Consider the following 20,634-nt stretch of genomic DNA (forward strand, 5'->3'; position numbering starts at 1 on the left):
CTTATTTGCGACCTATGACTGCATAATCCTGAGCACCGAACAACTCTTTGTTGATCACTGCTTCTACTGCTGTTCCACCGTGCAACAAGTGATCATCCGGGTAGGGGTGCAAACGCAAAATCTCTGCATGAGAAAAACCACGTTGACGCGCCATGAATTCAGCCACCTGCGGGACAATCGGATGCAAATGCGTAGGATCAAAATAGAAATTGCAGGCGCCGACTTTCAGATTTTCCGGATTCGGCGTTTCAAAAATAATGATGCCACCAGGACACAGCGCATGCCGGGCCGCATCAAACAAGGCAATCAATTGCTCAAATGGCAGGTGCTCAATAATCTGGAAACCGGTCACGGCACCGATACTGCCTGCCTCCTGTTCGCGCAAGTAAGCGATGGCATCGGCATGACGCACCAGGAAGCCACGATCCAGACAGGCATTGACCATAGACTGATTCATGTCGACGCCCATTGCCGGGATGCCTTGTTCGTCCAGCAGCTCCAGCCATTCACCACGACCACAACCTACATCAATCACCATTTTGCGCTGGTCTTTGGGTTCAGCGCTGATATGCGACAAATAGGGTAAATACACCTTCAGCCTGTCCTTGATATCTGCGCGTGAACCGCGGAACAGGGCTTCAAATTCCAGATAGAACTGATCCTGATCAAAATCACTGGCAACGACCGGACTCTGTATAACTGGTTTGGGCTGTGGCGTATTTGCAGGAACAACTGTCAGGTCAGGCGCCGTATTGCTTATATTGCTGATCTTGCCGACCTGATTTCGCTCATTTTGCAAACTGGTGCGCATCATCAGATTGACTGAACGTAACTGTCGCGCAATCTGCAAGCGATCAAGCTGCATCAGCCGGCTGCCCACATCCAGCGCATCATACTGATCCATGCGTATCGCAAGTTTGGGAGCCTCGAGTTCTGCAATGCGCTGGCTTTGCGCATGCAATTGCTGCTGCAGGTCAAAATAGCGTTGTAATTGTTCCTGGATTTGCTGATGCAAATTATCCATTCGGATATCCAATTGCTCCTGGAATTCTTTTTGCAAACGGTCTACTCGACCATGCAATTGTGATATCGCCACCTCAGTCTGAAAACGGGTACGGGGAAGTAGCAATACAGCATTGAACCAGGCCAGAGCATAGCCAAGTACCGGTATGCGACGAATCTTTTGCCTGAATCCGGTTGCGGGGGCCACAGGGGCGGAGACGGGAGCAGCAATAGCAGGAGGGGGTTCTGCCTCTGGCTGCGAATTCTGGATTTCTGGGTCGGCGTCTGCATTCATGCCGTCGTCCCTTGCTTTTGGCGGTTTCGGTGCCACTTGTTCAGTAAAATTTTCCAATGGCGTACGATGTCTTCTACGATGCTGGATGACACTTGCCTTTTCAGCCAGTTGCTGGGTTTCGGATTCGGATTTGTTCTGTATCGCCATATAATCAGAGTATTTTATTCATAATTGGCGGCAAATGATCAGTTTTTGAACCGCAAAAAGGGGTAGAAGTATAAATGATGATGTAAACTGCGACGAATTTATCGACGCCAGTTTTGTTTCTACGAAATGTCTGTCGTGCTGCAAGAAATCCTGTCGTGCTGGTGCAGCTATCATTTAGCCACCCGGATGCCGCCAGTTTAGCTTATTCAGCGCCGGCTCACATACGCAGTATCCTGGACGACAGGCGCGCGCTACCTATTGCAAAAGATTTATATTTTATAATTATCTGCCAAACGGCAAAGAACACAAGAAAGTTAACATGTTATTACAGCCTGTCATTCTCTCCGGGGGTTCCGGAACCCGGTTATGGCCGCTATCTCGTGAAAAGCACCCAAAACAATTGCTCGCCCTGATAGGCGAAGAAACCATGTTGCAAGCCACCGCAACGCGAGTACGCGACTTTGGTGGCAGCATAGGTGTTGCCCAAAGAATGATCGTGGTCTGCAACGAGGAATACCGCTTTATCACAGCAGAACAACTGCGGGTCGCTGGCTTTAACGACTGCACACTGTTACTGGAACCGGCAGGTCGTAACACAGCACCAGCACTGACACTGGCTGCTTTTTCTGCCGTTGCCAGCGATAGCGACGCCGTATTGCTGGTCATGCCCGCAGACCATGTCATCAATGACAAACCTGGCTTTCATCAGGCGATACAAAACGGCTTGCAGCAAGCGCTGGATGGTGCCATGGTGACGTTCGGGATAGTTCCTGACCGTCCAGAGACTGGTTACGGTTATATCCAGACTGGCGACCTGATGGCAGATACACAGGTTCGCGCGTTGCAGGCCTTTGTCGAAAAACCTGTGCTCGAAGTCGCCCAGCAATACCTGGAAGGCGGGCGTCATTTATGGAACAGCGGCATCTTCATGATGCGCGCCAGCACCTGGCTGAAAGCCATACAGCACTTCAACCCTGCCATGTATGATGCCTGTCAGGCATCCATGCAGAAGGCCAGTCTGGATTGCGATTTCGTCCGTGTGGACAAAGAAGCCTTCCTGTCCTGCCCTGCCGACTCCATCGACTATGCGGTCATGGAAAAACTCGGCAGCGACAAGAGTCTGAATATCCCCGGCTACGTCGTGCCATTTGATGCCGGATGGTCGGATGTAGGTGCGTGGGATGCTGTATGGCAAGTGTCTGACAAAGATGGCAACGGCAATACCGTGCATGGAGATGTCTTGCTTGAAGATTCGCGCAATTGCCTGGTGATCTCGGACAGCCGTCTGGTAGCCTGCCTGGGTCTGGAAGATGTGATCGTGATAGAAACACCGGATGCAGTACTGGTCACCAACAAGGCCAATACCCAGAATATCAAGCGTGTGGTGACAAGACTGAAAGAAGAAAACTACACACAAACTGACAATCACCGCAAAGTCTATCGCCCCTGGGGTCACTATGACTCAGTAGACAGCGGTGAACACTTCCAGGTAAAACGCATCGTGGTGAAACCGGGAGGGCGTCTGTCCATGCAAATGCACAATCACCGTGCCGAACACTGGATCGTGGTCAGCGGCACTGCTCTGGTAACGCGTGGTGAGGATGTCATGACGCTGGTGGCCAATCAGTCTACATATATCCCTCTGGGCGTCAAACACCGCCTGGAAAACCCGGGCGACACTGATCTGGAATTGATTGAAGTGCAATCTGGTGCCTATCTTGGCGAAGACGACATCGTCCGTTTTGATGATATTTATGGTCGTGTCGCGGGTTAATTCCCGCTAAGGAAAAAAACGCTTTGAAAGCTGTACTTATCTCACTGTGGCATTACCGCCACTTTATTCTGTCGTCCATCAAGGCTGAATTTTCAGGTCGGTTTGCACGCAGCAAACTGGGGGCCATGTGGATGATACTTAATCCACTGGCACAGGCAACGATCTTCGCCATCGTGTTATCCGAGGTGCTGGCAGCCAAGATGCCCAACATCGACAACAAGTCTGCCTACGCCATTTATCTGATGGCAGGCATGTCGGCCTGGGGCCTGTTTTCGGAAATCATCACACGTTGCACCACGGTCTTTATCGATTATTCCAATACGCTGAAAAAGATCGCGTTTCCCCGCCTCTGCCTGCCACTGATCGTTGGTGGCAGCGCCTTGCTGAATCACCTCTTGTTGCTGGCAGCGATTGCTGTGGTATTTCTGTTCTTTGGCCATATGCCTACCCTGGCCTGGTTAGCCTTGCCTATTGGCATGCTGCTGATCGTCATGTTTGCATTTGGCCTGGGAATCTTGCTGGGACTGCTGAATGTATTCTCGCGCGATGTCGGACAGGTGATGGGTATCATCCTGCAACTATGGTTCTGGTTCACGCCTGTGGTCTATTTGAGCGACACTCTGCCAAAACGTTATGCAGCCATGTTGAATCTGAACCCCATGACACCACTGGTCAAGATTTACCAGAATGCGATGCTGTATGGCACGCACCCCGCCCTGGCTGATCTGCTTACACCTTTCCTGCTGTCTACAGGTTTATTTATATTTTCTTTCTGGATTTTCCGGCGTGCCAGCGCAGATCTGGTGGATGCGCTATGAGTCAAATTGTATTGAGTGTCAACGGCGTAGGTAAACGCTATGCAAAATTCGGTGGCCTGCTCTCGCGCCTGATGCACTGGGCCGGAATGCCGGTCCAGCCGGTCTATGAATACTGGGCCAATAGCGATATCAGCTTCAATGTACCCGCTGGACAGGCAGTAGCCATCATTGGTCAGAATGGTGCAGGTAAGAGCACACTGCTGAAGATGATCACCGGAACCGTACGGCCTACCACAGGTCATATCGCCGTCAGCGGGCGCATCAGCGCCATGCTGGAACTGGGTCTGGGCTTCAACCCTGAATTTTCGGGCCGGCAAAATGCGTATATGGCAGGCGGCCTCATGGGTCTTAGTGGCGAGCAACTGGATCAACTGATGCCAGGCATAGAAAGCTTTGCTGAAATCGGCGCTTTCTTTGACCAGCCCCTGCGCGTCTATTCGAGCGGTATGCAGGCACGTCTGGCTTTTGCGGTAGCCACTGCGGTACGCCCGGATGTCCTGATCGTCGATGAGATACTGTCAGTAGGCGACAGTTATTTCCAGCACCGCAGTTTTGACCGCATACGCCAGTTCAAGGAACAGGGTACCTCCATCATCCTGGTCACGCATGGCATGAGCGACGTGCGCAGCTTATGTGATCACGTCATCCTGATCGACAAAGGCTGCGTCATCAAACAGGGTGCACCAGATGAAGTCGTGGATTTCTACAATGCCATGATTGCACGCAAGGAAAATGAAAAACTGGAAATTGAACAACAGCGCAATGAACAAGGTTGGCTGCAAACCCGTTCAGGCACAGGCCAGGCGTCAGTGACCAAATTGAGTTTGCGTGACCAGGCTAGCGATCAGGTTCTGGCCGCAGCACAGGTCGGCCAAAATGTGAAACTGGTGGCGGAAGTCCAGCTGCGTAAAGATATCCCTGAACTGGTTCTCGGGCTGATGCTGCGCGACAAACAGGGTAGTGTTATCTGGGGTACTAATACCTGGCATACCGGCCAGGTACAACAGGGCTTGCTGGCCGGAGATACCGTAGAATTCGTGCTGCCATTTGAATGTACTTTGGGGCCAGGGTCTTACTCAGTCACCACGGCACTGACCAAGGCAGAAACCCATCTGGATGAAAACTATGAATGGTCAGATAATCTGCTGGTGTTTGATGTTATCAATGTTGAGCATACGCAATTCATAGGCAGTACCTGGCTGCGCGGTGAATTCCAGATCAATAAGCAAGAAGCGGTCTGAGATCGCTTATCAACTGCTAGCATCCAAGCTATTTTTATCGGTGGCGATGCTGGTCAATCACCTGTTGATAAAGGCGAGCATAATTGCTCGCCATTTTGTCGGCAGTAAACAACTCGGCATAGCGCTGTTGGGCACATCGTCCCATTTGCGCCGCTTCCTGCGGGTGATCGAGCAAGTATTCCATGGCCTGACGAAATGCCGCTGGATCACTGGGCGGCACCACCAACCCGGTCTGGCCTGCCACGTTGATATAGGTCGTGCCGGTGCCGATTTCGCTGGAAATCATAGGCTTGCCGAACATTGCCCCTTCCAGCAGAGAAATACCAAATGCTTCTGAACGCAGGTGGGATGGAAAAGCCAGGGCATAGCACAATGTCAGCAAGGCGACCTTGTCCGGTTCTGGCAACGCGCCCAGGAAATGTACATTTTTCAGATTCAGGCTTTCGGCCTGACGCTTCAGTTCAATTTCTTCTGGCCCGTCACCAACGATGACAATGGGAATGCCGGTGCCCGCCGCCGCTTCCAGCAAAATATGCAAACCCTTGTAATAGCGCAGCATTCCCACAAACAGGAAGAATTTTTCACCTACTTTTTGACGCCAGTGGGCTAACAAGTCAGGTGAAGGAACTGGATAGATATCCTTGTCCAGTCCATAGGTAATGACTTCTGTTTTATCCTTGTACAACTCCAGTGTCGGGCTGGTGGCAAGGTAATTGGGGGAAGTGGCAACGATGCGGTCGACATCACGCAAGAATTGATGCTTGAGTGGCGCGTACAGTTTCAGCAGATATTTTTGGCGGACGATATCCGAGTGGTAGGTCACAACACTGGGTTTTTTGATACGCCCGAGAAAATGGGCAATGTCCATGAAGGGCCAGGGAAAATGATAATGCACCACATCCGCCTGAGCAGCCAGCTCAACAAAACGGGACAGAGCAGACCATGAGAAGCCGGTAGAAGCGATTTCAAAATTCAGATGCGCTCTATGTACCTTATGCCCTTCAAATTCGATCAGGGGATTGCCTGGTTCACGTGTCAGTGTCAGCACTTCGTTTTCGACACCAAGTCGCGTCGTCCCTACCGCCATCTGGCGTATGACTTGCTCCACGCCGCCAAAAGTGTCGGGGTAGTAGGTACGGTAGAAGTGCAGAACTTTCACTGTGCGCCGCCCTTATCTGGATTGAACCAGTTGATAAGCTGCGACCGTGTTGCGTACACAGGCGTCCCAAGTCAACTCTGCTGCCCTTTGCCTGCCACGTGCGATGGCTGTTGCACGCCACTCCTCATCTTCAAGTGCCTGCTGTAGCCTGTCACGGATTGCATCAACATCTCCAGGCTCAACCAGCATGGCTGCACCGCCAGCCACTTCCGGCATGGATGAACAATTAGAAGTCAGCACCGGTACGCCACTGGCCATGGCTTCGGCAATTGGCAAACCAAATCCTTCATACCATGACGGGTAAGTAAACAGGCGACAACCTGCGTATAAAACCGGTAGCCAATGCTGATCAATAAAACCCAAATACTTCAACCAGCCTTCCCGCTGGGCGCTGGCAATATCGTCATGTATTTCGCTACTCTGCCAGCCTTGCCCACCTGCCAGCACCAAAGGCCAGCGTTGACGGACATCCATTGGCAGTGCGCGGTAAGCAGCCAGTAAATTAGTCAGGTTCTTACGCGGCTCTATGGTCGAGACAAAAAAACTATAGCCGTTTGGCCGCAAGCCTATCTGTTGCAGGATCGGTGCCGTTTCTTCAGCGGTATAGGGATGAAACTGTTCGTCCACGCCCAAGGGAATGGCCACTACCCGCTCTGGCGCAAGGCTGAACTGTTCAATGACCTCCAGCCGTGTCGCCAGCGAATCTGTCAACACCAGGCTGGCGCGGTCCACCGATTCTGGAATTGAAGCCCTTGCACGTGCGATTCTGGTCTTGGGATGCCATTGCGGGAAACGATAAATGGACAGGTCGTGCAAAGTCACAAGGCTGGGCAAATCGCACTTGGGAACAAAATAATTAGGACTATGGAAAATGGTGTTTGATAAACGGTTCAATCGCTGCCCGGCCAGGACCGGCATCAGCTTTCCATACCATTCTGAAAAAAAACGCATGCGGCCAAGCTGTTGCCGTATCTTTGCCTTGTAGCCAAGACGAAGAGGCGCAAACGCCTTCACACTCAAGGCAGTGTGATCACTGGCACCGGAGAGATCATAATTTGGCAAGGCGCGCCAGAATCCATCGGATAAGTATCGTACTGAATCAATATTCGCCTGCACTGGCAAACGCGTTGCCAACTCCCAGGCATAGCGTCCAATGCCAGCCAGGGGCGGATTGATCGCTTCAATTGACAGCACGATATTCATGCCACGTCCTTATGTTGCAGCATCCAGGCCAGCGTGTCACGCAAAGGAATGACTGGCAACTCTCCAATACACTGACGCAAGCGGTTTGTATCACCCATCAGTTTATGCACTTCGTTCGGACGCACAAACAGCGGATTGACATGAACCTTGATTTCATAACCAGCCAGTTCACTTGCCATCTGCAACACTGACCGCAAGCTATACGCGGTACCAGAACAGATGTTAAAAGTTTCGCCAGCCGGTGCCAGTTCCAGCAAACGGGCATAGGCTTTAGCTACTGTACGCACATCAGAAAAATCTCTGGCGACATCCAGATTACCCAATTCGATATCCGTGGCCTGCCGACGATAATGACTGATAATTTTCGGCAGCAGGAAATTCTCGGTTTGTCCTACGCCGGTATAATTGAATGGCCGGGTTAGAATAATGGGCAGCTTGTCCATCCACAGACGGGCCACATGCTCTACTGCCAGTTTGCTGATGGCATAATCATTGGCAGGCAGGGCGGGCTCGGTTTCGGCCAGGACTTCAACATGGCTATTACCATAAATATTCGCACTGCTGGCCACAAGCACGGCACGCGGTTTCTTGCTAAGACCAGCAAGTGCCTCCAGCAGATTACGCGTGCCAACTACGTTGACGCGATAAATTTCTTCGACATTTCCATGTGCTACAAAAGAAATCGCAGCAAGATGCGCCACGACATCGGGCTGTATTTCTTCAATCACCTCACGCAAGCGTTGCTTGTCATTCAGATCAACAGGGAAATTATCTTCCCCTTGCGTTTCGGCACCATGCGTAGTGCCAAATACGCGATAACCTGCTGCCTGCAACTCCTGTGCGAGATACCGCCCGGTAAAACCTTTAATGCCTGTAATCAGGGCGCGCGGCATCGCGTTCATCAGAACGACGCGCCATTCTGGTTACGACGTACATCAGCCTCCACCATCATCTGGCACAATTCTTCCAGTGTCGTTTTTGGTTCCCAACCCAATACCTGTCTGGCTTTGGCCGGGTCGCCGATCAACAATTCCACTTCGGCTGGGCGATAGAATTTTGGATTGACGCGCACCAGCACCTTGCCGGTCCGGGCACAGCTGGCGGTTTCATTTTCGCCTTCACCTGCCCAGTTCAACTGGATATCTGCGGCCTTGAAAGCCATGGTCACGAAATCACGTACGGTTTCGGTGCGATTGGTTGCCAGCACAAAGGTGTCCGGCTTGTCAGCCTGCAACATGCGCCACATGCCTTCTACATATTCCTTGGCAAAACCCCAGTCACGCTTGGCATCCATATTGCCCAGTTCCAGTACATCCAATTTGCCAAGTTTAATCTTGGCAACGGAGTCAGTAATTTTGCGCGTCACAAATTCACGTCCACGCAATGGTGATTCGTGATTGAACAAAATACCGCTACAGGCAAAAATGCCATACGATTCGCGATAATTGATCGACATCCAGTGCGCATACAACTTGGCGACGCCATAAGGGCTGCGCGGATAAAATGGGGTAGATTCCACTTGCGGTACCGCCTGTACCTTGCCAAACATCTCGGATGTCGATGCCTGATAAAAGCGGATCTCGGTATTTACTATACGGATCGCTTCCAGCAAATTCAGAGCGCCAATACCGGTAATTTCTGTTGTTGTCAGCGGCTGTTCAAAAGACACACCGACAAAACTTTGCGCTGCCAGGTTATATACTTCGGTAACCCCGGTGGTTTGCAACAAACGTATGCTGGCCGACAAATCTGTCAGATCATATTCGACCAGATGCAATGACGGATGGGTGGAAATACCCAATTCTTCTATGCGCCAGAAATTGACCGAACTGGTGCGCCGGTATGTACCATAAACGGTGTAGCCCTTTTCCAGCAGCAATTGCGCCAGATAGGCTCCATCCTGACCAGTAATACCAGTGATTAACGCTTTTTTACTCATTACAAAAAACCTCTTCGCAGTTGCGAACATTCAAAATTCTTTTTCTAACCAGATAATGGACCGCCCGTATTAAACCATCTGTGACAGCGGTCACAATTTACCCACAGTTGCCCAGTATACAATGAGTGTTCGCCGCACTGCGGAAATTTAATGCAAGCGCTTGTAAGCAATGTTATTTTATTGCCATTTTCACAAAAACATGCATGTGTTTATCATTGAAAACTTTCTTGTAACTGGTGCCAAGCTTGTCAGTTCAGACTGAGCCATAGCGTTTTCGATAATTTTCGACAGCATCCTTATAGTCAGATAGTTGCTCGTCAGCACTAACTGTCGATAAATAATCAAATAAATCATTTAAATTCGCGATCGCGGCGACCGGCATGCCATAGGCCTGGCTGACTTCCTGAGCAGCAGAATGTGCTGACAGGGCTTCATCTTTGCCGGAACGCTCCATACGATCAAGCGCAATCAGCACAGCACACGGGGTAGCACCAGCCTGACGAATAATTTCTACCGATTCACGCACTGAGGTACCGGCAGAAATGACGTCATCAATAATGACGACTTTGCCTTCGAGCCTCGCACCGACAATGTTACCGCCCTCACCATGGTCTTTGGCTTCCTTGCGGTTATAGGCAAATGGCACATTTCTGCCTTTGCGGGCCAGCGCGACTGCGGTTGCCGAAGCCAGGGTAATGCCCTTGTAAGCCGGGCCAAACAGCATGTCAAATTCCAGGCCGGAATCCAGCAAGGTCTGCGCATAAAAATCAGCGATGCGCCCCAGATTGGCGCCGTCATTGAACAAACCGGCGTTAAAAAAATAGGGGGAAGTACGCCCGGCTTTGGTCACAAAACTGCCAAATTTGAGTACACCAGCACCTACTGCGAAATGAATGAATTCCTGCCTCAAACTGCCTGCCATAATTTGCCCTGATAACGAATAGTAAATAATGTCGCACTGTGCCTGTCAAAGCATAGCACGCTACAAATTGCTTATTGTTGCTGAATTTTCTGCCACCACGAACTTATCAGTTCGTCAACCTGCCTGGTTCCGGCAACAAGATTCTTCATTTCTGAAAAATCAGGACAGAGCTCCCTTAACGGCACCCCATTCTCTTGCATCCATTGTGCGAGTTGTTTACCAGTTTTCTCTTTGGTATCCGTACCCTTTTCAGATGCAGTTGCCAGATCGACAAATACGTCGCCATGACGCAAATCAATTGCCTCATCCGGACAAAGCAAGGGCGATAATTCCAGAATTTGGCATGCCAATGCATTGGCATAGCGCAGCAATGAATTATCGAGTTGAACAAATTCAAGACGCCAGAATTGTGGCGTATTTACTATCAATCGAGCAAGGATAAGCTTCACTAGCTGATCAGGCAAGGCTGCTTGCAGAGCGCCCAGATCAAAAAAAGCACGGGAACAAGCAGCTTTGGACTGATTGGATACCAGGTCGCGTGCGAGCGTCATCAAGTCTGATTCTGAAGCAGGGCCATCCAGCTTGGCAATGCTGCCCAAGGTTCTTTCAAAACGGCTGGCCGGTTCATTGTGATAAGCAAGTTCCACAAACTCAAAGTACTGCCGACCAACCTTGTTGGGCACATGATGCTGGTGCATATACTGAACCGCCCGCGCCCCAAGATCTTGCCGGAGATCAGAAGAATACCGGAGTTCCGTCATCTTCTCTGACAAGGTGCTGACGTCAAAATTTTCTTCCAGCTTTATTAACGCATGATCAGGCAACTCTGCCATGGCCCCGTTACTATTGACTATCGTGGGAATGCCGTAAGCCATGCAATCCAGCACGGTATAAGACGATTCGCCGCGAGAAAGACCGCGCAACTGCACGCCGGCATCTGCGGCATGCAAATAGGTCTGGAATAATTCCGGATCAGCAAAACCAGTAATTGTTATGCGGTCAGACAGGCCATGCTGTTTGATATCCTGTAGTAATTGCAAGCCATATTTGCCACCGTCATTTTTTCCTACAAAGACCAGATGGCACCGCCGGTCCTGTGCCAAGGGAGATTTCAACCAGGCGTCCAGCAGGACATGATTCAGTTTTGTGGGGCCCATCAAGCCAAAAGAGCAGATCAGGAAATCATCCTCAGTCAGGCTCAGGCTGTTTCGTGCTGTTTGTCTTTCCGACCGGTAAGGCAACTTGCGCATATGAGGAATACGCGTCCAGTTTTCGGTGGCTTTGTCGCCATACCATTGTCGTGCCAGCTTCATGGAAAAATCGGAATGCACAATCAGGCCCTGAGCAGCATCCAGCATCTGGTAATTACAGGGATACTTCCAGATAATCTGATTCAGATCCTCGGTATCTCTTGCTTCCAGCAAGGCCTGTAACCCATGCGACTCATATAAAGCCTGGGACCAGATGTGAGGGCGTTCACCTGTCATGTCGAGATGCGCCAACAAACCACTCAAGAAGAAATCATGCAATACCACAATACCCGGATGACGGGCCAGCATATCCAGCATGTACGTATGGTAGGTGGAGTTGCCAAGGTTATACATTACTCTCTGGTAGCGATCGGCATGCTGCTCAAACCATTGCCATGAACGGACAGGAAAATTGGCTGCGAGCCACGGATCGCCGATGTCTTTTTGGTCGACGATCAATTCAATATCGTAGTAAACCGCAAGTTCCGGTAAAAGTTCTGCGCTAAAGTCAGCAATACCTGAACGCTCTGGTGGAAGCGGCGAGAAATACGCAAGGCGCGGCTTTATTTGATCTTGCAACTGACTGACAAAAACTGCCTTCCTGCTTTGCTGATACGCATGTTGTGCCTCAAATGCAGCGATGGCTGTTTTCGCCGATGCATCCCAGGAAAATTTCCTGGCTTGTTCGATACCATGTTCACGCAAACTTTGAAGGAAGTTTTCGTTGATCAGGGTCGCATGTATCTTCTCGCTGATAGCTTGCTCGTCGTATGGATCGAACAAGGCATCGGCGCGCCCTATCACTTCGGGCAAGCTGCTGGTATTGGACGCAATGACCGGTGCACCACAGGACATGGCTTCCAGTGCGGGCAAGCCAAATCCCTCATGCCAGGAAGGAAAGACAAATAATTTGCACGCATGATATAGCAGCGGCAAATCCTCATCAGCGACATAACCAGTGAGAATCACATCGTCACTTGCCAGGCCAGACTGGGTAGCCAGCTTTTGCAAGCGCACCCTGTCTGCATCTTGTACGCTGCATACGATGGCCAACTGATATTGCTGCCGGACTTCGACCGGGATTTTGGCAAAAGACCGTATCAGAGCCTCTACATTTTTGCGCAAGTCGATGCCGCCGGTGTACATCACAAATGGGCGTTTCAGACCGAACCGGGATTTAATTTCCTGCAAAATCCCGGGCGCCGGGTCTTGCAAGTAAAACCTGTTATCAACCGCCGATGAAATATTTACTATGCGCTCAGGCGGCAGATGCAAACATTCCAGGCCCTCTCGTCTTGACGACGAAGAAATGGCCAATAAAAGATCCGCACGCTTGAGTGCCTGGATTTTTCTCAGATACCATGCCTTCACCTGCTCATTTTCAAGATACGGTTTGGCGTTAATCAAGGGAATCAAATCATACAAGGTCACTGCCGTTGGCAGATACTCTGCGTTTTGTCCAACACTGGTCAATGCGTCGTCAGTAAGGCCTTCAAACAGGCTACTGACATGAACAATATCCGGACGCCACTCGGCCAGCGCCTGTTCACGCACAAGTTCACCGGCACGGGTACGCCAACGATTGCGATGATCCAATTCGCTGACCGGGCCGGGGCTTTTCCAATAATGAATATGCTGATGCGGAATCAATTGATCAAAAGCTTGCCTTACCGGCTCCAGGCTATCCGCAAAAAGGCTATTTAACAGCAGGTGCACCTCATGGTTTCCTGCATTATTTGCCATTGCCTGCGCCAAAGCCAATGAATATCTGCCGATACCACGATGACGACTACCCGTCGACTGGCATGCCTGTAAATCAATGAGAATACGCATCTGATAACCTGTTTATTCCTGACGAATGATGTCCGTTTGCAGCTTGTTGAATATGATCTGTGCTTTTGTTGAAAGACGTGAATCATTCAAACTCTTGACAACGGTTTGCGTTGGCGTGCTGGCTGAAACAACCAGTGGCGCACTCCTGGGCTGAAGGCCTTTTCTGATCCTGCGTTCAATGGCGGGAAAATATTGAAGCACTTTCAATGCCATATTTTTAATGCCCGGGATCGACGCCAGGTAACGAATCGTTCGCCTGATCAAGCCTCGCAGACTGAATTTTGCGTTTTTTACGGATATTATTTTTCTTGTTATGTATCTCAGCGGAGCAGTTATTTTCCAGGACGTACTGGCATATACTGCATCAAGCTCTGCACGCAATTGCTTTTCATTCATGATGTATCTGGAAAATAATTTGGCCGATAAAAAGAACGCAAGTATAAACCAAGGCGCTTGCCTGACCTTGTGTAAGTTAATCAAGCTGGCGCATATCTGATATGCTGATAAGCCAAATTTTGACTCTTTCCTCAAAAAATCATGACCAAAATCATCTCTGCCAATCTGAATGGCATCCGTTCAGCCGCCAAAAAAGGTTTTTTTGAATGGATGGACAAAGAAAAGCCGGATGTCGTCTGCGTGCAAGAGCTGAAAGCCCAGGAAGCAGACATGACGCCCGATTTTTTGAACCCGCATGCTTATCATGGCCATTTTCACTATGCGGAGAAAAAAGGCTATTCAGGCGTAGGCGTCTACAGCAAAAAACAGCCGGATGCAGTCATGATCGGTTTCGGTTGTCAGGAATTCGACGACGAAGGACGTTATGTTCGTTGTGATTTTGGTAATTTATCTGTTATTTCCGTGTATTGCCCGTCCGGCTCTTCGTCACCTGAGAGGCAAGAGGCAAAATTCCGCTTTATGGATGCATTCTTCCCTCACCTACAGGCATTGATCGCCGAAGGCAGGGAAATCATCATCTGTGGTGACTGGAATATCGCCCACAAGGAAATCGACTTAAAGAACTGGAAGAGCAATCAAAAGAATTCTGGCTTCCTGCCAGAGGAGCGTGCCTGGATGACACGTCTGTTTGATGAGCAAGGCTGGCTGGACGTGTATCGCCACCTGCATCCCGAAACCACTGGTGATGCCTACACCTGGTGGAGCAATAGGGGCCAGGCCTGGGCAAACAATGTGGGTTGGCGTATCGATTACCACGTCGCCACCAGCGGCATAGGTAAAAAAGCGCATTCTGCATCGATTTATAAAGAGCAGCGTTTCTCGGATCATGCACCTTTGATTATTGAATATAAATAAAACTGCCCACGAGCATCAGTGACCTGAACGGGTCAAGCAAATTCAGTCACTGCCTCACCTACCTCTGCCTCTTAGCCTGGCGCAAAGCATGAACTTACTTTGCGCTTGCAGTGAGCACCCTCAATATTAAATATATTTCCAAAAAGAAAAATTGACTCATTGACATTATTAAATAATAATTGACGTTGCGTCCATTGTTTTAAAGGAACAATATGAACATGAGATGCTTCTTCTCTTCAAATTGCCACCTTTTGAATCATGGGCCGACACTTTTCATCTATTTTCTAAGGTCATTATGCTAAAGCAACTATCCAGAATTTTCATCGCCTCGTTATTGGTGATAGAGAGTGGTCACGCAGCTGCCATCACTGTTCAGTTTATTACCGAAACCAACTATGGTGTAAGCCAGATCTACGCAGACGGCAAAGCGCTGCTTACGGGCTGCGGTTTGGGCTTCATAGGAAGTGCAACCGGCGAAGACAATTTCAACAATATCACCACCTGCAACCATAATAATGGCGGGATCATGTTCCCGTTCACTCAGGCACAAACACCAAACCTTCCGTTCAAGCTGCAATTTGTTCAGGATGGTCTTGACCCAAGCAAGCTGTTGTTTGGTGGAGAAATTGGCCCATCAGCTTACAACTTTGCCACTGTAAGCATGCCCATGGATGCCCAGAAGGACGTGTTCCAGTATTACCGCTTCGCTGGCTCCCCGTTGTATAAATACACTGATATTCCATTTGCCTACTATGTTCCAGGTACCAACAAGCCAGTTTATGTAGCAAATGCAGGCGGAGGCCAGGTTTGGGGAGAAATCATTTCTCCTGATTACACAATACGTGTGACGTTGACTGGTACTACCAAGCCTATGAATCTGTTTTTCGTCAACCACCCTGATACCCGGAATGTGGAATTCTCATTCGGGGGAGTGAATATTGGTTATCAAGCCAATGTCACCGGCTATATTCAAGTGACAAAAACAGATCCATCCATATTGCCTGCGTTGACGTTCCAAACTGAAGAATCTACTTATCATCAGATCGGGCGCCAGGATGGCGATGGCTGGAGCGTCAATGTGGCCAGTGATGCAGCGGGACAGTACCTGAATTATGGCCCGTACACCACTGCAGTCAGCGCGGGGAATCATAGTGCCACCTTCACTGTCATGGCAGACAATGTCAGTGCAGACAATAATGCGCTGATCGTACTCGAAGTCAACGATGCAACTACTGGCACAGTATTGGCCAGCAGACAAGTGCGACGCGGCGAATTCACAGCGGCGTTCACCTATAACGATTTCAGCGTCCCGTTTGTAAGCCCTGCGGGACATACACTGGAATTCAGAACCAGGTGGATAGGTGGTTCTTATATTAAGCAAGATAAAGTGACTGTCAGATAAGTCGCTTTTCATTCCCATCATCAATACGACCAAGTATTGATGATGGGAAGCCCTGCCAGATAAATTTACTGAGGTGTTACCACGCGCTTGACACGATCACGCCTGACTTCACCCAGCTTGCTCCCCTGCTCGCGCACATACGATTCAAAAGCTTCCAGGTCGCGGCCAACGATTTGGCGATCCTTGCCCTGCTTCAGTATGCTGAATCCATCACCACCATCTGCAAGGAAACTGTTGACGACGACTAGGTATTGCTGATTCATATCCAGTGGCTTGCCCTTGATCAACACACTGCTGACACGCTTTTCTGCGGTCGTCTGCGGATCCCAGCTATAGGTGATGGTATGGGATACAAACAGTTTTTTGGGGTCATCAATGCTGCGGCCTTCCCACTGCTGCTGCAACAAACCCAGCACCTGGGAGCCACTGAGACGCATGCGTACCAGATTATTCCCAAATGGCTGGGCAGCGTACAGATCGCCGTAATTGATGGCGACCGCACCTTGCGGTTTGCCGGATGGCAGGTCACTGCGTATGCCGCCGGCATTCATGAATGCGATATCGCCTCCCCCCATGTGTTGTGCATGGTGTAACTGGGCATCAGCGATGATGTTACCCAGGCTGCTGTCAAATGCGCCGCCTTCAGCAGCACGCAGCAAAGGTGCATTCAGGTTGACGATCGGGCGCTGGCGCAGGCCGGCAGTCTGGTTTGCTACCAGATCCACCAGCACCTGTGCTGCCGGATCCGGTTTCAGGACTTGCTGATCAATAAGATGATTCACCGCCACAGCCTTGATCACCGTATTGCTGTTGCGATCGATGGTCAGCGTCGATTCTGTCAAAAACGATCCATAACTGCGCCCCTGTACCACGAGTCGCCCGTCGATCTTGCAGGTATAGCCCTGATGCGAATGCCCAGACACGACCAGACTGATGGCCCTGTCCAGTTTTTTGCTGATGTCTATGATAGGACCTTGCAAACCCTCGCAACGATAGGTCGGATCATTTTCGGCCCCTTTATAAGTGGCACCTTCATGTATCAGTACCACAATCGCGGCGACGCCCTGTTTTTGCAGTTCGGGCACGTAGCGGTTAATGGCAGTGGCTTCATCTTCAAAGCGCAGGTGCTTTACGGCGTCACCTGCCACCAGGTTAGGCACATCTGAAGTCACGGCACCGATGAAACCGACTTTGACATCGCCTACCTGACGGATCACATACGGTGTCAGCCAGGGCTTGCTGCTACCCTGCTCATACACATTCGCGCCCAGATAGGTGAAGCGGGCACCGCTGAATCCCTGGTAAGCACAGCCTGCAGTTGGGCAGTTACCACTGATCCTGCGCATCAGGTCGGCAGTGCCATTATCAAATTCATGATTACCTACGGCAGTGGCGGACAAATCCAGCCGGTTCATGGCCTCGATCACTGGTTCATCCTTCATCAGTGCTGACCCCATGGGCGATGCACCGATCAGATCACCGCCGCCAACCAGGATGCTGTTGGCAACGGCCTTGCGTCGCTCACTCAGCTTGCTGGCGAGATAGGCATAACCACCCGCCGGTACGGAAATTTTTTCACCGGGGCGTGCCGGGTCCGTCTTCGTCGCCATATACGGCACCGGCTGGCTGGCCTGCAGATTACCGTGAAAATCATTGATGCTGAAGATAGTGATATCGGTAGTCGCAGGTTTGTCGGCGACCTGGTTGCTGGCGCAGGCTGCGAGAAGTGATACCGTCAGCAAGGAGGCGATAATTTTACTTTTTTGCATACATACTTATCTCTAAAACCAAAGAAAAAGGCCTGTAACAACTAGGTTGTTACAGGCCCGGAACCATCTAGCTGCCGTGAGATTGCAGGTTCACGGCGTCATGCCCATCGATTAGAAATCGGCGGACAGTGTGATGGATGTAAAGCGCGGTGCACCCAGGTAGTAGAACGCTGTACTGGCATTAACACCGTTGACTGCCTTGGTGTTCAGGATAGTAGCGGAACTTGGATTGCGATATTGCTCGTTCAGGATGTTACTTACGTTCAAGCGAACGGTAGGTTTCTTCATCATGCCCCAATTTGGGAATTGATAACCAGCATCAAAGTCCAGCACATGGTAGGAAGGTACCAGTTCATCATTCATCAAACTTGCGTACTGTGCGCTAGTGTGCTTGAACTTGAAGCGGCCATAAAATGCGCCTGTTTCATATTGCGCGCTCAAACCGTATTTCCAGTTTGGTGTCAGAGAGAATTCATTACCGGATGTCGGCAAGAAAGCTGTCTTGCTGAAAACGATATTGTCTTTGACTTTACTTTGTGTGTAGCTGACCGAACCGTAGAAAGACAAACCATTGATAGGCTTGTTACCCATTTCGATTTCCATACCGCGCATGGAAACTGCACCTACGTTGGTATAGATACTCTTGTCGGCGATAGGATCGTAAGCATTACCCTGACGATTTTTGAAGTCCACGTTGAAAATATCAACTTGTGCTGTCAATTTATCGCTTTGATGACGGTAACCAACGTCCAGATTCCATGCAGTTTCTTCTTTAAGATTGCCGGTAATCGTTGCAACGCCATTCACAAACTGTACGTTATTGCTGGTAGGCGCAAACGCAAAGTTAGGAGGAGCCTTCATGTTTTTAGCCAAACTTGCATACAACTGATTGGTATTGTCGATCTGGTATTTGATACCCAGTTGCGGCAACAAATCGCTGTAAGTCTGCTGCACATTGTATGTTGTCGTGTAGGTGGCCAGTGTGCCGCCTTCATTCGCATAGTTAGTGAAGTCACGTTTGACGTGTGGTGAACGGACACCGATATTGATAGACAGTTTATTGTCCATCAGGCTGATCGTGTCTTGCAGGAAGAACTGCCATGCTGTACTGATGGTTTTCCAGTCGCGAGACTCGTATGGTGTGCCATCTGGACGGAAGATAATGCCATCACGCAGCCAGACATCCGCAGAATTGCCGGAAGCATCAACCGGTACGATAGGACCAGTTTGACGATGTGTTGCCTGTTCATACCAGAAACCACCCAACAGTGTGTGGTTGTTCATTGTGTGGCTGATGGATGCAGTGATACCAGGACGCTGTGTACGTGTGACGCTGCTGCCGGCCATGATGATGCGGTCCAGTGTATCGCCGTCACCATTCAGATCGACAGTACCAGTCAATTTACCACCGCTCAGGAAACCATTTTCAGCGACGACTTTTTGCTGTACACCACCTGTACCGTAGCCGTACCAGAAATAAGGCAATACTTTCAGGTCTGTATTTTCAGCCAGACGGAACTGACCAGTTACAGATGCAATCACGTTCTGGAACGGATTGGCAGCCAGTTTGTAATATTGTGGGCTTGGACCAACTTCAACCTGGGCTGTACCTTTTACTGGCGTAACGTGGCCAGGTGTGAAGGAAGAGCTGAAGTCGTAGTTGTAACCGAACTGGTTCATCTGCGCCAGGCTGATGGAATTGATGTTGTTGTTAACAGCGCTATTGACCAGGATGTTACCGTTGATGTAATTGAAACGGTCAAAATCTATACGGCCGCCCAGATCAACGTGATTACGTTGCGCCTGGCCTTCGCCTTTCCATTTGTCGGAACGGGCGTGGGATGCAGAGATGAAGAAACGGGTTTTACTATCGCCAATCAGGCCTGTGTCGTAACGCAGGAAAGATTTGTACATTTTCAGGGAGCCAAATGTTTGCATGGCGCGGATGCGGCGCTCTTTTTCTGGTTCGCAAGTAGTAATACCAATGTTACCGCCTGTCGCGCCTACGTGAGGAGAGTCAACGTCGGTAGAACCCTGGGTAACGAAGTTGGTACAGGTGTTTTCCTGATCCACGAATTCTTGTGGGAAAACAGAGAAGCTACCAGAGTCATTGACCGGTACGCCGTTAACAGTGAAACCGATCTGGTCACTGTTAAAGCCACGCAATGTCAAACCACCACCAAACAGGCCTGTACCATCATAGTTATATGAGTTTACAGCAGGCAACAGATCCAGTGCCTGATAAGCATTGCCGGTAGGACGCTGTTTGATCAGTTCCTCACGGGTAACAGTACTGCGTGCTTTTGGTGCATCTTCGTCCACCATCAAACCGGTACCGACCTTACGGCCAGTAATAGTAACGCGCTTGGCGTCAGCACTTTCTGTCGTTTCAGCAGTTTGTTTGACTTCTTCAGTTTGTGCGTAGGCGGAGGACATCCCAAGCATTGCCAATTGGCATGCGATCGCTACCACCGACAAGCGCGATGGGAATGCGGACGATTTGTTAGATTGTTTCATTGAAGCTCCCGAATCATTTTACAAATGGAAATTAAAATTAGTGCAAAACCCC

15 protein-coding genes are annotated in these 20,634 nt (G+C 50.0%); 5 read left to right on the plus strand and 10 right to left on the minus strand.

Annotated elements, in window-relative coordinates; translation table 11 throughout:
* Position 1: 1 nt before the first annotated feature.
* On the minus strand, positions 2-1,444 hold the full coding sequence (locus ACO0LK_RS18175; protein WP_422977483.1) for a class I SAM-dependent methyltransferase: 1,443 nt from the start codon (positions 1,442-1,444) through the stop codon (positions 2-4).
* 319 nt (positions 1,445-1,763) lie between these two features.
* Here ACO0LK_RS18175 and ACO0LK_RS18180 point away from each other — a divergent pair, with 319 nt between their 5' ends.
* The 3 genes from ACO0LK_RS18180 to ACO0LK_RS18190 are packed head-to-tail and all read left to right on the plus strand — an operon-like array spanning position 1,764 to position 5,277.
* The gene (locus ACO0LK_RS18180; RefSeq protein WP_422977485.1) at positions 1,764-3,218 is read left to right on the plus strand and encodes a mannose-1-phosphate guanylyltransferase/mannose-6-phosphate isomerase; all 1,455 of its coding nucleotides are present in this window, start codon (positions 1,764-1,766) and stop codon (positions 3,216-3,218) included.
* Between the two features lie 23 nt (positions 3,219-3,241).
* Positions 3,242-4,036, plus strand: coding sequence for an ABC transporter permease (locus ACO0LK_RS18185; protein WP_422977487.1), 795 nt, complete (start codon positions 3,242-3,244; stop codon positions 4,034-4,036).
* On the plus strand, positions 4,033-5,277 hold the full coding sequence (locus ACO0LK_RS18190; RefSeq protein ID WP_422977489.1) for an ABC transporter ATP-binding protein: 1,245 nt from the start codon (positions 4,033-4,035) through the stop codon (positions 5,275-5,277). Before ACO0LK_RS18185 ends, ACO0LK_RS18190 begins: the two co-directional genes overlap by 4 nt.
* Positions 5,278-5,311: 34 nt before the next feature.
* On the opposite strand, the gene ACO0LK_RS18195 is transcribed toward ACO0LK_RS18190, so the two are convergent.
* From ACO0LK_RS18195 to ACO0LK_RS18225, 7 genes are all read right to left on the minus strand, one after another.
* Positions 5,312-6,436 (minus strand): glycosyltransferase family 4 protein, encoded by a 1,125-nt coding sequence (locus tag ACO0LK_RS18195; RefSeq protein WP_422977491.1) that lies wholly within the window; start codon positions 6,434-6,436, stop codon positions 5,312-5,314.
* A 12-nt stretch (positions 6,437-6,448) separates the two neighbouring features.
* On the minus strand, positions 6,449-7,639 hold the full coding sequence (locus ACO0LK_RS18200) for a glycosyltransferase family 4 protein (protein ID WP_422977493.1): 1,191 nt from the start codon (positions 7,637-7,639) through the stop codon (positions 6,449-6,451).
* On the minus strand, positions 7,636-8,532 hold the full coding sequence (locus ACO0LK_RS18205) for a GDP-mannose 4,6-dehydratase (RefSeq protein WP_422977771.1): 897 nt from the start codon (positions 8,530-8,532) through the stop codon (positions 7,636-7,638). Before ACO0LK_RS18205 ends, ACO0LK_RS18200 begins: the two co-directional genes overlap by 4 nt.
* Before the next feature lie 8 nt (positions 8,533-8,540).
* Positions 8,541-9,578, minus strand: coding sequence for a GDP-mannose 4,6-dehydratase (gmd, locus tag ACO0LK_RS18210; protein ID WP_422977495.1), 1,038 nt, complete (start codon positions 9,576-9,578; stop codon positions 8,541-8,543).
* A 253-nt stretch (positions 9,579-9,831) separates the two neighbouring features.
* Entirely contained in the window at positions 9,832-10,500 is a 669-nt protein-coding gene (gene pyrE / locus ACO0LK_RS18215) for an orotate phosphoribosyltransferase (RefSeq protein WP_422977497.1), read from the minus strand.
* 71 nt (positions 10,501-10,571) lie between these two features.
* Positions 10,572-13,583, minus strand: coding sequence for a glycosyltransferase (locus ACO0LK_RS18220; RefSeq protein WP_422977499.1), 3,012 nt, complete (start codon positions 13,581-13,583; stop codon positions 10,572-10,574).
* Positions 13,584-13,595: 12 nt separating this feature from the next.
* On the minus strand, positions 13,596-13,979 hold the full coding sequence (locus ACO0LK_RS18225) for a hypothetical protein (RefSeq protein ID WP_422977501.1): 384 nt from the start codon (positions 13,977-13,979) through the stop codon (positions 13,596-13,598).
* A gap of 141 nt (positions 13,980-14,120) precedes the next feature.
* On the opposite strand from ACO0LK_RS18225, the gene ACO0LK_RS18230 reads away from it, so the two are divergent.
* The gene (locus ACO0LK_RS18230; protein ID WP_422977503.1) at positions 14,121-14,894 is read left to right on the plus strand and encodes an exodeoxyribonuclease III; all 774 of its coding nucleotides are present in this window, start codon (positions 14,121-14,123) and stop codon (positions 14,892-14,894) included.
* Between the two features lie 223 nt (positions 14,895-15,117).
* Positions 15,118-16,296, plus strand: coding sequence for a hypothetical protein (locus tag ACO0LK_RS18235; protein ID WP_422977505.1), 1,179 nt, complete (start codon positions 15,118-15,120; stop codon positions 16,294-16,296).
* A gap of 65 nt (positions 16,297-16,361) precedes the next feature.
* On the opposite strand, the gene ACO0LK_RS18240 is transcribed toward ACO0LK_RS18235, so the two are convergent.
* Positions 16,362-18,065, minus strand: a complete 1,704-nt coding sequence (locus tag ACO0LK_RS18240; protein WP_422977507.1) for a bifunctional metallophosphatase/5'-nucleotidase — start codon at positions 18,063-18,065, stop codon at positions 16,362-16,364.
* A 111-nt stretch (positions 18,066-18,176) separates the two neighbouring features.
* Positions 18,177-20,501 carry a TonB-dependent receptor gene (locus ACO0LK_RS18245; protein ID WP_422977509.1) on the minus strand — a complete coding sequence of 775 codons (2,325 nt, stop codon included), beginning with the start codon at positions 20,499-20,501 and terminating at the stop codon, positions 18,177-18,179.
* Positions 20,502-20,634: the final 133 nt, after the last annotated feature.

The sequence above is a fragment of the Undibacterium sp. Ji49W genome (assembly GCF_049340205.1).
Classification (GTDB): Bacteria; Pseudomonadota; Gammaproteobacteria; order Burkholderiales; family Burkholderiaceae_D; genus Undibacterium.

Bases quoted from the DNA above. Each gene is read 5' to 3' on its own strand.
- ACO0LK_RS18175 (WP_422977483.1), bottom strand. From the start codon at position 1,444: ATGGCGATACAGAACAAATCCGAATCCGAAACCCAGCAACTGGCTGAA.
- ACO0LK_RS18180 (WP_422977485.1), top strand. From the start codon at position 1,764: ATGTTATTACAGCCTGTCATTCTCTCCGGGGGTTCCGGAACCCGGTTA.
- ACO0LK_RS18190 (WP_422977489.1), top strand. From the start codon at position 4,033: ATGAGTCAAATTGTATTGAGTGTCAACGGCGTAGGTAAACGCTATGCA.
- ACO0LK_RS18200 (WP_422977493.1), bottom strand. From the start codon at position 7,639: ATGAATATCGTGCTGTCAATTGAAGCGATCAATCCGCCCCTGGCTGGC.
- ACO0LK_RS18205 (WP_422977771.1), bottom strand. From the start codon at position 8,532: ATGCCGCGCGCCCTGATTACAGGCATTAAAGGTTTTACCGGGCGGTAT.
- gmd (WP_422977495.1), bottom strand. From the start codon at position 9,578: ATGAGTAAAAAAGCGTTAATCACTGGTATTACTGGTCAGGATGGAGCC.
- pyrE (WP_422977497.1), bottom strand. From the start codon at position 10,500: ATGGCAGGCAGTTTGAGGCAGGAATTCATTCATTTCGCAGTAGGTGCT.
- ACO0LK_RS18220 (WP_422977499.1), bottom strand. From the start codon at position 13,583: ATGCGTATTCTCATTGATTTACAGGCATGCCAGTCGACGGGTAGTCGT.
- ACO0LK_RS18225 (WP_422977501.1), bottom strand. From the start codon at position 13,979: ATGAATGAAAAGCAATTGCGTGCAGAGCTTGATGCAGTATATGCCAGT.
- ACO0LK_RS18230 (WP_422977503.1), top strand. From the start codon at position 14,121: ATGACCAAAATCATCTCTGCCAATCTGAATGGCATCCGTTCAGCCGCC.
- ACO0LK_RS18235 (WP_422977505.1), top strand. From the start codon at position 15,118: ATGCTTCTTCTCTTCAAATTGCCACCTTTTGAATCATGGGCCGACACT.
- ACO0LK_RS18240 (WP_422977507.1), bottom strand. From the start codon at position 18,065: ATGCAAAAAAGTAAAATTATCGCCTCCTTGCTGACGGTATCACTTCTC.
- ACO0LK_RS18245 (WP_422977509.1), bottom strand. From the start codon at position 20,501: ATGTCCTCCGCCTACGCACAAACTGAAGAAGTCAAACAAACTGCTGAA.